The organism is Streptomyces sp. XY006 (assembly GCF_002237655.1).
In the GTDB taxonomy this organism is placed as follows: Bacteria; Actinomycetota; Actinomycetes; order Streptomycetales; family Streptomycetaceae; genus Streptomyces; species Streptomyces levis.
In genome coordinates this window covers 326939-341154 of the sequence record NZ_NOKT01000002.1, presented here as the reverse complement: position 1 = coordinate 341154, position 14216 = coordinate 326939, and the positions used below count along the sequence as shown (strand labels likewise).

Sequence of the window (14216 nt, the reverse complement as noted above, 5' to 3'; positions counted from 1 at the left end):
CGGTCAGGCCGCGGCGCGGCCCCGGGTCACCGCCTTGCGCAGCAGCGGCCACGCCAGCAGCACCAGGATCACCGCGTACACGGTCACCGCGAACGGCGTGTTCACCAGCCCGGTGACGCTGCCGTCGCTGATCTGCAGGGCGCGGCGCAGCTGTTGCTCGGCGTTCGGGCCGAGGATCACGCCGATGACGGCGGGCAGCACGGGTAGCCCGTAACGGCGCATGCCGAAGCCGATCAGACCGATGATCAGCAGGATCACCAGGTCGATCACCTCGCCGCCGACCGCGTACGCGCCGACCGCCGCGAAGAACAGGATCCCCGCGTACAGGTACGGCCGCGGGATGCGCAGCAGCTTCGCCCACACCGGCGCCAGCGGCAGGTTGAGCGCGAGCAGCAGCACCATGCCGACGAAGAGCGAGGCGATCAGGCCCCAGACCAGGTCGGGTTCGCGCTCGAAGAGGAGCGGACCGGGCTGGATGCCGTACTGCTGGAACGCGGCCAGCATCACGGCCGCGACCGCCGTGGTCGGCAGGCCCAGGGTCAGCATCGCCACCAGGGTGCCCGCCGCCGAGGCCGACGCCGCCGACTCGGGGCCCGCGACACCCTCGATGGCGCCCTTGCCCCACTCGTCCTTGTGCTTCGACAGGCGCTTCTCCGTGACGTACGACAGGAAGGTCGGGATCTCCGCGCCGCCCGCCGGGATCGCGCCGAACGGGAAGCCGATGAAGGGGCCGCGCAGCCACGACTTCCAGGTCCGGTTCACATCCCCGCGCCCCAGCCAGGGACGCCCCACCGGAATCGGCTCGGGCGGCCTGCGCCGCAGGTGCGCCGCGACCCACAGGGCCTCGCCGATCGCGAAGAGGCCGACCGCGACGATGACGACGTCGATGCCGTCGGCGAGTTGCAGGGAGCCGAAGGTGAGGCGCTGCTGGCCGGTCATCTGGTCCAGGCCCACCAGCCCCAGCGTGAGACCGATGAGCAGGGAGGCCATGCCCCGGATCCGGGACGAGCCCAGCACCGACGTCACCGCGATGAACGCCAGCACCATGATGGCGAAGTAGTCCGGCGCGCCGATGTCCACGGCCAGTTCGGCGACCGTCGGCGCGAGCGCCACCAGCAGCAGCGTGCCGACCATGCCGCCCGCGAAGTGCCCGATCGCGGCGGCCGCGAGGGCCTGCGCGCCGCGCCCGGACTTCGCCATGGGGTTGCCCTCGATGGCCGCCACCACCGCCGCGCTCTCGCCGGGGGTGTTGAGCAGGATCGAGGTGGTCGAGCCGCCGAACATCGCGCCGTAGTAGATGCCGGCGAACATGATGAACGCGCCGGTCGGGTCGAGCCCGTACGTCACCGGCAGCAGCAGGGCGACCGCCATCGCCGGGCCGATGCCCGGCAGCACGCCGATCGCCGTGCCGAGCAGGACGCCGATCGCCGCCCAGAGCAGGTTGATGGGCGTGAGGGCCGTACCGAAGCCGTCCAGCAGGGAGTTGAGGGCGTTCATGTCACAGCACTCCCATCAGCGGACCGCCGGGCAGGGGCACTCCGAGCAGGTTGTTGAAGACGGTGTAGGTGACGAGGGAGAGCACGGCCGCGATGAGCGGATCGCGGTCGATCCGCCTGCTGCCCAGCGCGAACGCCGCGCCCCAGAACAGCAGTGCGCCCGCGACGGGGAAGCCGAGCGGCTCGATCAGCACGGCCGACCCGAGGAACACCCCGGCCAGCAGCAGCACGGTGCGCCAGTCGGCGGGCTCGGACAGGTCGACGTCCTCGCCGCCCTCCGCCTGGCCGCGGCCGCCGCGCAGCACGTCGACGGCGAGCAGCGCCGCGATGAGGAGCAGGCCCGCCCCTACCACTATCGGCACGGTTTTCGGCCCGACCGGGCCGCGCTGGGCGATGTCGACGTCCATGGTGAGCGCGTCCGTCAGGACGAGCGCGCCGAGCGCCAGCAGCAGGGCGCACACGCCGAGTTCGGAGTGCTCCTTGAGCCATGAGCGCCGGTCGTCGCCCCGCGTGGGGGGCAGGTCGGTGGTCTGCGTCGTCACAGTCCCAGCTCCTTCAGCACCGAAACCACGCGCTTGTCCTCGGCGTCGAGGAAGGCGCCGAACTCCTCGCCCGTGAGGAAGGCGTCGTCCCAGCCGTTCTGCTCCATGGCCTTGCGCCACTCGTCGGAGTCGTGGAGTTCCTCGATCAGCCGCACGAGCTTGGCGCGCTCGCCGTCCGTCAGGCCGGGCGGAGCGACGATGCCGCGCCAGTTGGTGAAGTTCACGTCGTACCCGGCCTCCTTCAGCGTGGGCGCGTCCAGTCCTTCCACGCGCTCGGGGCCGGTGACAGCGAGGAGGCGCAGCTCGCCCGCCTTGATCTGGTCCAGGTACTCGCCGACGCCGGAGACACCGAAGGCGACCTTGTTGCCGAGGATGGAGGCGAGCAGCTCGCCGCCGCCGTCGAAGGGGATGTAGTTGACCTGCTTCGGGGGGATCCCGGCGGCCCGCGCCATCAGCATCGGCGCGAGGTGGTCGGGCCCGCCGGGGGAAGAGCCGCCGCCCACCGGCAGCTTGCCCGGGTTCTCCTTCCAGGCGCCGATCAGGTCGTCGATCGTCTTGTACGGCGAGTCCTTCGCGACCACGACGACGTCCTGCTCCTCGGTGAGCCGGGCGATGGGCGTGGTGTCGCCGAGCGTCTTCGGGGCGTCGTTGGAGCGGACGGCGCCCACGACCCCGAGGCCCATGGACATGGCGAGCTTGCCGTTGCCGTGCTCGCTCACCAGCCGGCTCAGGCCCACGGTGCCGCCGGCGCCGGGCAGGTTGAACACCTCGATGCCGTGGGTGAGTCCGGCGTCCTCGGCGTTCTTCGCGGCGGTGCGGGCGGTGATGTCGTAGCCACCGCCGGGCGTGTTGGGGACCATGAAACGCAGGCCCGGGATCTGAGTGCCGGTCTCGGAGCCGCTGCCGGTGGTCAGCAGCGGCGGTCCGACGAGCACGAGCACGGCGGCCCCGAGCAGGGCGAGGGGGGTGCGCAGGCGCACGAGTGCCACCACCTGTCGGTACGTTGTCGCGGGTAGGTCGATGCCCTGTGGGGGAGGGTGATGCGGGCCACATGGTGCCCGGACGCCGGCGAGGTGTCTCGCTTGCGGAATCAACGGAGGTTGTGGTCATTACGGTCGCGGCCGGGCCGGGCCGGGGCGGCCCGGCCGGCGTTCCGCCCGCGCGGCCGAATCGGTCCTCTTGCCCGCCATTCGCCTGGGAAAACAAAGCAATTTCGCTGTGTGTGGTGGAAAAGCCCGGGCATCAGGAGGTCTGGAGGTCGATAACAATGGTTCCTTTGCTTCTTGTCCTGCTGCTGGCCCTGATCCTCTTCGGTGCGGGTTTCGCGCTCAAGGCCCTGTGGTGGATCGCGGTGATCGTGCTGGTCCTGTGGCTGCTGGGCTTCGTGCTCCGCTCGGCCGACAGTGGCGGCCGCAAGGGCCGCTGGTACCGGTGGTAGGCGAACGAAAAGTCCGGAATGGGGTAAAGGAATGAGACCCGATTCCCTCGTATGAAAGGCGTTCCGGTTCCATGGCCGATACACAAGACGTCGTCGAGCTCATTCTCCGTGATCACCGGCGTATGGAGGACCTCTTCCGCGACATGCGGAGCGTCGAAGCCGACCGGGCGGGCGCTCTGCGGGAGTTCTCGGACCTGCTGATCGCGCACGCGCTGGCCGAGGAGGCCAAGGTCTACCCGGCGCTCAAGCGGTACAAGAACATCGACGACGAAGAGGTCGAGCACGGCGAGGACGAGCACGACGAGGGCAACAAGGCCCTCCTGGAACTCCTCCAGGTGGAGGAGGTCGGCTCCGACGAGTGGGACGAGAAGCTCGAGGAGCTCGTGGAGGCCGTCACCCACCACGCCGACGAGGAGGAGCGCACCATCCTCAACGGCGCGCGCGAGAACGTGGCGATGGACCGGCGCGAGGAGCTGGGCCGGGAGTTCTGGCAGGAGCGCGAGCGGCAGCTGAAGGCCGGCTGCGGTTCCGTCGACAACGTGCGCAAGATCGTCGAGTCCTGAGAACGCCGCTCATGGGTCGGGAGCCCGGACCGGGAACGGTCCGGGCTCCGGCCTGTGCCGGCCCCGCTAGGGTGCCTCGCAGTCCACGTCCCGCCCCGGCAGTCGCCCCGTGGCCAGGTACGCGTTGACCGCGTCGTCCACGCACGGCACGCCGTACACGCCGTACACCGCGTGCTGGTCGGCGCCGCGCAGGGTGATCAGGCGCGAGGAGGACCAGCGGGAGCGCACGGCCCGGGCGCCGTCGTAGCCGGTGCGCGGGTCGCCGGTGGCGTTGACGAGCAGCGCGGGCAGGTCGGCGCGGACCGTCGTCGGGCGTTCGCGCGGCCCGTCCCAGAAGGCGCACGGGCCGATGTTCTGCGTGACGGGCGCGAACAGCGGGTCCCGGGCGCGGGTGCGCCGCACGTCACGCCAGTAGGCTTCCGGGTCGCGGGGCGCGGCACGGTCGCCGCAGAGGATCGCCGTCTGCGCGCTGCCGTACGCGGAGTCGGTGCCGGTGAGCACGAAGTCGAGCACCCCCGCGAGCCACGGGGACGGCGTGACCCGCTCTCCCCGAGCCGCCCGCAGCAGGTCCCCGACGCCCTGCGCGAAGTCCCCGTAGGCGACGTCGTGGTGCTGCGACAGTCCGTTGAAGACGACGACGGGCAGCACGTGCTCGTCCACGCGGTGGCCGCCGAGCCGCAACGGGGAACGGGCGGCGGCCCGGCGCACCCGCTCCACGGCCGCCAGCACCTCGCCCCGGGTCCGGCCCAGGCCGTGGGCCGCGTCCCGGGCGGCGGCCCAGGAGGCCCAGCCCCCCAGCGCGCGGCGGTTGGCCCGCTCGGTGCCCACCAGCAGCCGGGGGCCGTAGCGCTCCGGGTCGATCACCCCGTCCAGGACGACCCGGTCGGTGCGGCCGGGGAACATCGTGGCGTACACCTCACCCAGGTAACTGCCGTAGGAATAGCCGAGGTAGGAGATCCGGCGCTCGCCCAGCGCGGCGCGCACGACGTCCAGATCGCGTGCCGTGTTGCGGGTGGTGGCGTGGGGGAGCAGGTCGCCGGCATGGGTCCGGCAGCGTTCGGCGAGGTCCCGCGCGAAGGCGGTCACGCGGCCGAAACCGGCCCGGTCCTCACCCGCCGCGCGGAAGGCGGAGCCGGTCGGCCAGCGGCAGTCCAGCGGAGTGCTGCGGCCCACGAAACGGGGGTCCACCCCCACCACGTCGTAGCGCGCCCCGGCGTCCTTCATCGCCTCGCGCACCCAGGGCGGGTCGCCGAGCGTCCGCCCGCCCGGTCCGCCGCCGTTGAGCAGCAGCGGGCCGACGCGGCGGCCCGGGTCGGTGGCGCGGATCCGGGAGAGGGCGACGGTGATCGTCCGGCCGCCGGGGTCGGAGTAGTCCAGCGGTACGGTCACGTCGGCGCAGCGGGCGCCGGCCTGTTCCAGTTCCCTGCCGGTGGTGTCGTCCGGGCCGAGCACACAGCCCTTCCAGGTGAGGCGCTGCTGGTGGTAGCGGGCGAGAGGGCCGGGGCCGGGGCTCGCGCCGGCCGTGGCGGGCAGCGCCGTCAGCGCGAGAGCGGCGGCCGTCAGGGCGAGGGCGGCTCGTCTCGCGGTTCCCGGGAAGCGGGGTGACACGGGTGGGTGTCCTTTCTGTCGCCGATGCCCCTTGGGCAGCCGGGCAGCCGGGCAGCCGGGCAGCCGGGCGGGGGCGGGCCGGGCCAGGGGCGTGGTGCGACAGAACGCTAGGGACGGGCGGCCCCCCCGGGCACTCCGGCAGGCAGCCGGTCCGGGGTGGGGCCAGCCCCCGAGCCGGGGCGGGGGAACGCCGTTTCCATGGCGGGGGCAACAACCGGAAACTCCGGCTCAAGCTGGGAGAATGCGCGATCCGACGGGCTGCGGGTCACTGCAGGGGGGTTGTCCAGACATGCGCCCGCGCCTAGGGTCCCTTCCGAGTGCAAGCGCTTTCCAAGCGTGAGTCCGCCGGCCGTCCGAGGAGCGCCGCATGTCCGTGTCCCCAGGGTCCCCCACCCGCCGCCGCGTGGCCGTCGTCGGCACCGGGGCCATCGTCGGCGGCAGTCATCTGCCCGCGCTGCGCGCCCACGCGGACCGGGTGGACCTGGTGGCCGCCGTCGACGTGGACCGGGAGCGGCTGGACGCGTTCCGTGCCCTGGCCGGCGAACAGGTCGCCGCCCACACCTCGTTGGACGCCATGCTGGACGCCGAACGCCCCGACCTCGTCCTGATCGGCACCCCGCCCTCCCTGCACCGCGACCAGACGGTGGCCGCGCTCAAGGCCGGCGCCTGGGTGCTGTGCGAGAAGCCGCTCACCCTGTCGCTCGCGGAGTACGACGACATCGCCGCCGCCGAGGAGGCCTCCGGCGCGTACGCGGCGGTCGTCTTCCAGCACCGCTACGGCTCCGGCACCGTACACGCCAGGGAGCTGATCGCCGCCGGCGAGCTGGGCGCCCCGCTGGTCGCGCACTGCCAGACGACCTGGCACCGCGACGCCGCGTACTACGCGGTGCCCTGGCGCGGGAAGTGGGCCACCGAGGGCGGCGGCCCGACCATGGGCCACGGCATCCACCAGTACGACCTGATGCTGCACCTGCTCGGCCCGTGGGAGGAGATCCGGGCCATGGCGGCGCGCCTGGTCCACGACACGGAGAGCGAGGACGTCTCCACCGCCCTGGTGCGGTTCCGCAGCGGCGCCCTCGCCACGGTCGTCAACAGCGTGCTGTCCCCGGACGAGGTGAGCCGCATCCGCATCGACTGCGCGGACGCCACGGTCGAGCTCACCCACCTGTACGGCCACACCAACGACAGCTGGGTCTACACCCCCGCCCCGCACGTCGCCGCCGCACGCGCGACCGACTGGCGCACGCCCGCCGAGGACGTTCCCAGCTCCCACACGGCCCAGCTCGGGGCACTCCTCGACGCCTACGACACCGGCACCCGCCCCCCGGGCAGCGGCCAGGACGCCCGCGCCACCCTGGAGTTCGCCGCCGCCCTGTACAAGGCGGCGTTCACCGGACGGCCGGTCAGCGCGGGGGAGATCCGTCCCGGCGACCCCTTCTACGAGGCCATGCACGGCGAGCACCCCGACTGGGCCCCCAAGGAGCGCGCATGACCATCCGCGTCACCCACACGCACGGCGAGGCCGTCGCCGTCACGGCTGCCGACGGCACGGAGATCCTCCGCTACGTCTACCGTCCCGACCCCGACCCGTTCGAGGCCCGCAAGCCGTACGCCCACCCGGTGCGCACCCTGTCCGGCCGCACGGTCACCGGCTACCGCCCCCACGACCACCGCTGGCACAAGGGCCTGCAGATGACCGCGAGCCATCTGTCCGGCCAGAACTTCTGGGGCGGCAACTCGTACGTGCACGGCGAGGGGTATCTGCGCCTGCCGGAGCGGGTCGGCTCCATGCGGCACGACGGCTTCCCGGAGTTCCGGGCCGAGGCCGACCGGCTCGCCCTCACCGAGGACCTCACCTGGATCGAGAACGGCGGTGAGGAGTGGGCCCGCGAAGTGCGCGGCCTGACCGTCCACTCGGTCGACGAGGAGGCCGGCGCCTGGGCCCTGGACTGGTCGGTCCGCCTCACCAACACCCGCTCCGAGCCCCTGGTCTTCGGCTCGCCGACCACCGCGGGCCGGGAGATGGCCGGCTACACCGGACTGCAGTGGCGCGGCCCGCGCGACTTCACCGGCGGCACGGTCTTCGCGCCGGACACCGACGCCGGTGCGGGCAAGCTGATGGGCAGCCAGGGCCCGTGGCTCGCCTTCACCACCGAACACGACGACGTCGACGGCCACTCGACCCTCGTCTTCGCGCACGCGCCCGAGAACCTCGACGGCTCGTCGGCGATCCACGAGTCGCACTGGTTCGTGCGCTCCGAGCCCTTCCCGACGGTCGCCTTCTCCTGGGCGTTCTTCGAGGAGTTCGAGCTCCCGCCGGGCGAGTCCTTCGCCTACCGCTACCGGCTGCTGATCGCCGACGGCGCCTGGGACCGCGACCGGGTCGGCACCCACCTGGCGGGCCTGCCGTGGTGAGCGCGCCCGAGCCGCGCCTCGCCCACCCGCTCCCCGGCGCGATCGCCCTGTCCCACCTCAGCCCCTACGACTGGCAGGCCGCCGACGGGATCTGCGGCGGCAGCCCGCACCTGCACCTGGTGTGCACCGAGGCGTACGTCGTCACCGGCGGCCGGGGAGCGGTGCAGACCCTGAGCCCCGACGGCTACCGGGACATCCCCCTGGAAGCCGGCTCCCTCGTCTGGTTCACGCCGGGCACCGTGCACCGCATGGTGCAGGGCGACGATCTGCGCGTCACCGTGCTCATGCAGAACAGCGGCCTGCCCGAGGCGGGGGACGCGGTCTTCACCTTCCCGCCCGGGGTGCTCGCCGACCCCGAGGCGTACGCGGCCGCCGCGAGCCTGCCGCCGGGCACCGGGCCGGCGACCGAGGCGGCCGCCCGGCGCCGCCGGGACCTCGCCGTCGAGGGCTACCTCGGTCTGCGCGAGGCCCTGGTCGCCGGGGACGACGGCCCGTACCGCGCGTTCCAGCGGGCCGCCGCCCGGCTCGTGCGGGACAAGGTGCCCACCTGGCGCGCCCTGTGGCGGGCGGGCGCCCTGGCCACCGCCGAACGCACCGGCGCGCAGCTCGACGCGCTGGCCGACGGCGAACCCGCCCACCTCGCCGAGGCCACCGCCCACGAGGCCGCGCCCACCCGGCGCGGCGGCTTCGGCATGTGCGGCCGCCGCGACGAGTACGCCCTGCCCGGCACCACGCCGCCTCACCGGCCGGAGTAGCGCCTGCTGTCGCTCGCCGGCGTCGAGGGCCGGGCCCTGGCCGCGGTCGATGTCGCCCGCCGGTCCGCTGCCGTTCTTCTCGAACAGCCGGGAATTCAGGGGCTCTTGGTGCAGGAGGGGTGTGAGAACCGGGGGGAGTTGGTCATCCTCTTGTCATGAACCTGCGGCCCGACGGGCGGGTCGCAGCCTCATGGAGGTGTGGGATGCACCGAAAGATCGCCACAGGTCTTGCCGCCTCGACCCTGGCCCTCGTCACCGTCGCCGCCACCGCCACGACCGCGAGTGCCGCTCCCGCCGACAAGCCCCAGGTGCTGGCGAGTTGGACGCAGACCAGCGCGTCCAGCCACAACGCCTGGGCCGCCGCCCGCGCGAACCAGGCCGCCTGGTCCGCGTACGCCTTCGACTGGTCGACCGACTACTGCTCCTCCTCGCCGGACAACCCGTTCGGCTTCCCGTTCTCCCTGTCCTGCGCCCGGCACGACTTCGGCTACCGCAACTACAAGGCCGCGGGCACCTTCGAGGCCAACAAGTCCCGTATCGACAGCGCCTTCTACGAGGACCTCAAGCGGGTGTGCAACGCCTACAGCGGAGGCACCAAGACCTCCTGCGACGGCACGGCGTGGACGTACTACCAGGCCGTGCGCGCCTTCGGCTGACCGCCGGTACACGCCGGGAGGCCGGGCACGGAGCGATGGCTCCGCACCCGGCCTCCCCGTGGACCCGGCGGCCGGCGCATCCGGCCGCTCAGTCACTCAGTCGCGCACCAGGCCGGCGACGCGGATGCGCGGCCACGAGCGGGCCGCCGCGAGCAGCGCCTGGGTACGGGCCGGCGGTGTGGCCGCTGCCGCCGCCAGGGCCGCGGCGGCGCTCGCGATGCCGAGGACGGCACCCGCCGCCACGTCACCCGGATAGTGCACACCCGTGTGGATGCGGGAGTAGCCGACGGCGCTCGCCAGCGCCCCGAGCGGGACCGCGGCCGGCGGCAGGACCACGCCGACCGCCGTGGCGAACGCGACCGCCGACGCGGTGTGCCCCGACGGGAAGGAGGCCGACGTCGGCATCGGGACGTGCCGGTCCACCGTCACCCGGGCGGCCTCGCGGTCCGGGCGGGCCCGGCGCACCAGGCGCTTGCCGAGCAGGTTCGCCGACGCCGACGCCACGGCGATCGCCCCGACCCCGGCGAGCGCGGCCCTGCGCGGCCGCTTCCCGGCGAGGGCCAGCGCGGCGGCGATGGCGAACGAGATCTTCGAGTGGTCCGCCGCGTGGGACAGATGGCGCAGCGTCCGGTCGAGGGTGGGGGTCGGGGTGGCGGCCACCGCCGCGTACAGGGCGCCGTCCACAGCTCTGAGATCGCCCATGACGGCGCCCAGGAGCCGGCCGGGGCCGCCCGAGGGCTCGCCGTCCCCGGCGAGCGTACGGAGGGCGTTCTCGTCTGTGGTCGTCGGATCGGTCATGTGTCGTTCTCCCCGCAGTGGCCTTCCCAGCACGGTACCGGCTCACGCCGGGCGCACGCTCGGCACCCCCGCGCGCCGGTACCTCCCGGGTGCCCGGGCGGCGGCGGGTCATCCGGCGGCCCTGGCCCCCGGGAGGTACCGGCGCCCGGCGGGCGGGCGGCCCCGGTGGCTCTCAGATCCGCCCGGCGCGTCGCTGACGGCGCAGCAGCAGGGCCAGGTACAGGCCGCCGACCACCGCGGTGACCACCCCGACGGGCAGCTGGGCCGACTCGTGCAGATGCTGCGAACCGAAGTCCGCGGCGACCACGAGGAGCGCGCCGGTGCAGGTGGCGGCGAGGAGGTTGGGCCCGGGCTGCCGGGTCAGGCGCCGCGCCAGCTGCGGGGCGATCAGGGCGACGAAGGGGATCGGCCCGGCCGCGGCGGTGGCCACCGCGCAGGCCGCCGTGGCGAGGACCAGCATCACCAGACGCGTGCGCTGCACCGGCACCCCGAGCCCGCCCGCGACGTCGTCGCCCATCTCCAGGATCTTCAGCCGGCCCGCGACGCACACGATCAGCGGCAGCACCACGAGCAGTCCCAGCGCGGCGGGCCGCACGTCGGCCCAGCCCCGGCCGTTCAGGCTGCCGTTGAGCCACACCATGGCCTGGGCGGCCTCGGTGAAGCGGGCCTTGGCGAGCAGATAGGCGTTCACGCCCTGGAGCAGGGCGCTGATGCCGATGCCGACGAGGACCAGCCGGAAACCGTGAATGCCCTGCCGCCAGGCCAGGACGTAGACCAGGACGGCGGTCGCGAGGCCGCCGCCCACCGCCCCGAGCGCCACCTGGCCGCCGCTGCCGCCCGCGACCAGCACGACCAGCAGGCCCCCGGTGGCCGAACCGTAGGTGAAGCCGACGATGTCGGGGCTGCCGAGCGGGTTGCGGGACAGGCTCTGGAACAGTGCGCCGCTCACCCCGAGGGCGGCCCCGGCCAGGATGCCCGTCAGCAGCCGGGGCAGCCGCAGTTCGTTGACGACGAAGTCGGTGCGGGGGCTGCCGTTGCCCAGCAGGGTGCGCACGACGTCGGCGGGGGAGATCGGGTACTCCCCGGTGCCGAGGGCGAGCACGCCCACCCCGGCCGTGACGGCGAGCACCAGCAGGCAGACCGTCAGGGCGCGGACGTCCAGCCGCAGGGACAGACGCCGGCGGCCGCTGCGGACGACGTGGGTGCGTGCCGCGGGCCGCGTGGGGGCGGGCGCGCCCGTGCTCATGACGCCACCACCCTGCGGTGGCGCACCAGCGCGATGAACACCGGCGCCCCGACGACCGCCGTGACCACGCCCGCGTCGAGCTCGTCCGGGCGTACGACGACCCGGCCGAGGACGTCCGCGAACAGCAGCAGGGCGGGGGCCAGCAGCAGGGACAGCGGAACGGTCCAGCGCTGGTCGGCGCCGACGACCATGCGGGCGATGTGCGGGACGGCGAGCCCGACGAACACCAGTGGGCCGACCGCCGAGGTCGCCGCCCCGCACAGCAGGGTCACGGCGAGCAGGCCGAGGAAGCGGGTGCGGTGCAGATGGGCACCGAGCGAGCGGGCGGCGTCGTCGCCGAGGGCCATCGCGTTGAGCGGCCGTACCAGGGCGAGGGCCAGCACCAGGCCCACCACGACGAACGGTGTGATGGTCGTCAGCGTGTCGTTGCCGGCCCGGGCGAGCGAGCCCACGCTCCAGAACCGCAGCTGGTCCAGGGCCTGCGCGTCGAGCAGCATCAGGGTCTGGCCGACGCCGGTGAAGACCGCGGCGATCACCGCGCCGCCGAGTGCCAGCCGTTCGGGCGTCGCTCCGCCGTGTCCGCCCGAGGCCAGCGAGTACACCAGCAGGCCCGCCACCACCGCGCCCGCCATCGCGAACCACACCGAGGCCCACAGGCTCGTCACGCCCAGCACGGTCAGGGACAGGACGACGCCGGTGGCGGCACCGGCGTTGACGCCGAGCAGCCCGGGGTCGGCCAGCGGGTTGCGGGTGAGCGCCTGGATCAGGGCGCCCGCGACCCCGAGGGCCGCGCCCGCGGCGATGCCCGCCAGGGTGCGCGGGACCCGTACGTCCCAGACGACGGAGGCGGCGGTCGAGCCGTCGTCGTGGCGCAGCGCGTCCACGACGACGGACACGGGCAGCGACCGCGAGCCGACGGCCAGGCTGAGCAGGACGGCCGCGAGGAGCAGCAGCAGGGCGCCGAGGACGGCCAGGGAGCGGGTGGAGGTCCGGCGGCGGGGCGGCGCGGCGGACGGCTTCTCCGGGCGGGCCCGAGCGGTGGTCTCAGCCGGCACCGCTGCCCTCCGCGTGCAGCAGGGCGGTGATCCGGCGGCCCAGTTCCTTCTTGTCGATCTTGCCGACGGAGGTGCGGGGGAAGACGTCGGTCACCTCCACCCGGTCGGGCAGCTTGTACGCGGCGACGCCCCGTTCCGTGAGGAAGGCGGCCAGTTCCCGCTGGGTGGGCGGGACCGCCGGGCCGCGCGGCACGAGGTAGGCGCAGGTGCGCTCGCCCATGGTCGCGTCGGGCATGCCGACGACGGCCGCGTCGTGCACGGCGGGGTGGGCGAGGAGATGGTTCTCCAGCTCCTCGGCGGAGATCTTGTCGCCGCCCCGGTTGATCTGGTCCTTGGCCCGGCCCTCGACGACCAGGTGCCCGGAGGGCAGGACGCGCACCAGGTCGCCGGTGCGGTAGTAGCCGTCGTCGGTGAAGGAGCGGGCGTTGTGCGCGGGCGCCCGGTAGTAGCCGCGCAGGGTGTAGGGGCCGCGGGTGAGCAGCTCGCCGGTCGCGCCGGGCGGCACGTCGTGCCCGTCCTCGTCGACGACCCGGATCTCGTCGGCCGGGGACATGGGGCGGCCCTGGGTATGGGCGACCAGCTCCGGCGGGTCGTCCAGGCGCGTGTAGTTGAGCAGGCCCTCGGCCATGCCGAACACCTGCTGCAGGGCGCAACCGAGGGCGGGTGAGACACGGGACGCGGGTTCGGCGCCCAGTTTGGAGCCGCCGACCTGGAGCAGCCGCAGCGAGGACAGGTCGGCCTCCTCCCACTCCACGGCGTCCAGCCACAGCAGGGCGATCGGCGGGACCACGGCGGTGACGGTGACCCGCTCGCACTCGATCAGCGCGAAGGCGTCCTCCGGGCTCGGCGTCGGGGAGAGGACGACGGTGCCGCCCACGAGCAGCGTGCCGAGCAGGCCCGGGCAGGCGAGGGCGAAGTTGTGCGCGGTGGGCAGCACCACGAGGTAGACGGTGGAGCTGTCGAAGCCGCAGATCCGGGCGCTGGCGCGGACGTTGTAGGCGTAGTCGTCGTGGGTGCGGGGGATGAGCTTGGGTTTGCCGGTGGTGCCGCCGGACAGCAGCAGCACCGCCACGTCCGAGGGGTCGGGCACCGGCAGCGGGACGGGGTCGGCGTCGACCCCGTCCAGGGCGGTGAACTCGGCGGCGTCACCGGCCACCAGGACGTGTTCCACGGACGGCACGGCCTTGCGGACGGCCCGGGCGAGGGTCCGGTGGTCGAAGTGGTCATGGGTGTCGGGGATCGCGAGGGCGCGGGCGCCGGCGGTCTCGGCCACGTGGACGAGCTCGCTCTCCCGGTGCGCCGGGAGGGTGAGCACCGGTACGGCGCCGGCCCGCAGCAGGGCGAAGAACAGCACCACGAACGCGTCGGTGTTGGGAAGTTGGACCACCACCCGGTCCCCGGCCGCGATGCCGAGCCGGCGCAGACCCGCGGCCTGCCGGTCGGCGCGGGCGTCGAGCTCGGCGTAGGTCCACCGGGCCCCCTCGCCGTCCACCAGGGCGACCCGCTCCGGGTCGGTCTCGGCCCGGTCCCGCAGCAGCCGGTCCAGCGGCCGGCCCTCCCAGAACCCCTCGGCCCGATACCTCTGCGCGGCCTCTTCCGGCCAGGGAACCCAACCGTCGAGCATCCTCAACTCCCGCCTGCAGT

14 protein-coding genes are annotated in these 14216 nt (G+C 73.9%); 6 read left to right on the top strand and 8 right to left on the bottom strand.

Annotated features, from left to right (window positions below):
• Positions 1-3: 3 nt before the first annotated feature.
• From CHR28_RS04110 to CHR28_RS04100, 3 genes are read right to left on the bottom strand one after another with little or no spacing between them, the layout of a single operon-like run.
• Positions 4-1497, bottom strand: coding sequence for a tripartite tricarboxylate transporter permease (locus CHR28_RS04110; RefSeq protein WP_094052038.1), 1494 nt, complete (start codon positions 1495-1497; stop codon positions 4-6).
• 1 nt (position 1498) lies between these two features.
• A complete protein-coding gene (locus CHR28_RS04105) occupies positions 1499-2038 on the bottom strand; it encodes a tripartite tricarboxylate transporter TctB family protein (RefSeq protein ID WP_094052037.1) in 540 nt (179 codons plus the stop codon).
• Entirely contained in the window at positions 2035-3018 is a 984-nt protein-coding gene (locus CHR28_RS04100) for a Bug family tripartite tricarboxylate transporter substrate binding protein (RefSeq protein WP_179272305.1), read from the bottom strand. The genes CHR28_RS04105 and CHR28_RS04100 overlap by 4 nt, the downstream gene beginning before the upstream one ends.
• 287 nt (positions 3019-3305) lie before the next feature.
• On the opposite strand from CHR28_RS04100, the gene CHR28_RS04095 reads away from it, so the two are divergent.
• Both CHR28_RS04095 and CHR28_RS04090 read left to right on the top strand, forming a co-directional pair.
• Positions 3306-3476 (top strand): DUF5670 family protein, encoded by a 171-nt coding sequence (locus CHR28_RS04095; RefSeq protein ID WP_031108245.1) that lies wholly within the window; start codon positions 3306-3308, stop codon positions 3474-3476.
• 71 nt (positions 3477-3547) lie between these two features.
• Positions 3548-4039: a hemerythrin domain-containing protein gene (locus tag CHR28_RS04090; RefSeq protein ID WP_094052035.1), complete on the top strand. Its 492-nt coding sequence runs from the start codon at positions 3548-3550 to the stop codon at positions 4037-4039.
• Positions 4040-4105: 66 nt separating this feature from the next.
• On the opposite strand, the gene CHR28_RS04085 is transcribed toward CHR28_RS04090, so the two are convergent.
• Positions 4106-5647, bottom strand: a complete 1542-nt coding sequence (locus CHR28_RS04085; protein WP_094052034.1) for an alpha/beta hydrolase — start codon at positions 5645-5647, stop codon at positions 4106-4108.
• Between the two features lie 367 nt (positions 5648-6014).
• Between CHR28_RS04085 and CHR28_RS04080 the strand changes: the two genes are divergently transcribed.
• The 4 genes from CHR28_RS04080 to CHR28_RS04065 all read left to right on the top strand — a co-directional run bounded on the left by CHR28_RS04080 (position 6015) and on the right by CHR28_RS04065 (position 9473).
• Positions 6015-7139 (top strand): Gfo/Idh/MocA family protein, encoded by a 1125-nt coding sequence (locus tag CHR28_RS04080; protein WP_094052033.1) that lies wholly within the window; start codon positions 6015-6017, stop codon positions 7137-7139.
• On the top strand, positions 7136-8062 hold the full coding sequence (locus CHR28_RS04075; RefSeq protein ID WP_094052032.1) for a PmoA family protein: 927 nt from the start codon (positions 7136-7138) through the stop codon (positions 8060-8062). Before CHR28_RS04080 ends, CHR28_RS04075 begins: the two co-directional genes overlap by 4 nt.
• Complete coding sequence (locus CHR28_RS04070) at positions 8056-8817, top strand: cupin (protein ID WP_094052031.1); 762 nt, start codon at positions 8056-8058, stop codon at positions 8815-8817. The genes CHR28_RS04075 and CHR28_RS04070 overlap by 7 nt, the downstream gene beginning before the upstream one ends.
• Positions 8818-9020: 203 nt before the next feature.
• Entirely contained in the window at positions 9021-9473 is a 453-nt protein-coding gene (locus CHR28_RS04065) for a phospholipase (RefSeq protein ID WP_094052030.1), read from the top strand.
• Positions 9474-9569: 96 nt separating this feature from the next.
• Here CHR28_RS04065 and CHR28_RS04060 read toward each other — a convergent pair whose 3' ends face one another.
• From CHR28_RS04060 to CHR28_RS04045, 4 genes are all read right to left on the bottom strand, one after another.
• Entirely contained in the window at positions 9570-10271 is a 702-nt protein-coding gene (locus tag CHR28_RS04060; RefSeq protein WP_094052029.1) for a phosphatase PAP2 family protein, read from the bottom strand.
• Between the two features lie 172 nt (positions 10272-10443).
• Positions 10444-11517: a FecCD family ABC transporter permease gene (locus tag CHR28_RS04055; protein WP_179272301.1), complete on the bottom strand. Its 1074-nt coding sequence runs from the start codon at positions 11515-11517 to the stop codon at positions 10444-10446.
• Positions 11514-12572, bottom strand: a complete 1059-nt coding sequence (locus CHR28_RS04050) for a FecCD family ABC transporter permease (RefSeq protein ID WP_094052028.1) — start codon at positions 12570-12572, stop codon at positions 11514-11516. Before CHR28_RS04050 ends, CHR28_RS04055 begins: the two co-directional genes overlap by 4 nt.
• Positions 12562-14196 carry a (2,3-dihydroxybenzoyl)adenylate synthase gene (locus CHR28_RS04045; RefSeq protein WP_094052027.1) on the bottom strand — a complete coding sequence of 545 codons (1635 nt, stop codon included), beginning with the start codon at positions 14194-14196 and terminating at the stop codon, positions 12562-12564. Before CHR28_RS04045 ends, CHR28_RS04050 begins: the two co-directional genes overlap by 11 nt.
• Between the last annotated feature and the right edge of the window lie 20 nt (positions 14197-14216).

What these genes read in the sequence shown, in the direction of transcription:
- CHR28_RS04090 (WP_094052035.1), top strand. Translation starts at nt 3,548, where the DNA reads ATGGCCGATACACAAGACGTCGTCGAGCTCATTCTCCGTGATCACCGG.
- CHR28_RS04060 (WP_094052029.1), bottom strand. Translation starts at nt 10,271, where the DNA reads ATGACCGATCCGACGACCACAGACGAGAACGCCCTCCGTACGCTCGCC.
- CHR28_RS04055 (WP_179272301.1), bottom strand. Translation starts at nt 11,517, where the DNA reads ATGAGCACGGGCGCGCCCGCCCCCACGCGGCCCGCGGCACGCACCCAC.
- CHR28_RS04095 (WP_031108245.1), top strand. Translation starts at nt 3,306, where the DNA reads ATGGTTCCTTTGCTTCTTGTCCTGCTGCTGGCCCTGATCCTCTTCGGT.
- CHR28_RS04080 (WP_094052033.1), top strand. Translation starts at nt 6,015, where the DNA reads ATGTCCGTGTCCCCAGGGTCCCCCACCCGCCGCCGCGTGGCCGTCGTC.
- CHR28_RS04075 (WP_094052032.1), top strand. Translation starts at nt 7,136, where the DNA reads ATGACCATCCGCGTCACCCACACGCACGGCGAGGCCGTCGCCGTCACG.
- CHR28_RS04045 (WP_094052027.1), bottom strand. Translation starts at nt 14,196, where the DNA reads ATGCTCGACGGTTGGGTTCCCTGGCCGGAAGAGGCCGCGCAGAGGTAT.
- CHR28_RS04110 (WP_094052038.1), bottom strand. Translation starts at nt 1,497, where the DNA reads ATGAACGCCCTCAACTCCCTGCTGGACGGCTTCGGTACGGCCCTCACG.
- CHR28_RS04065 (WP_094052030.1), top strand. Translation starts at nt 9,021, where the DNA reads ATGCACCGAAAGATCGCCACAGGTCTTGCCGCCTCGACCCTGGCCCTC.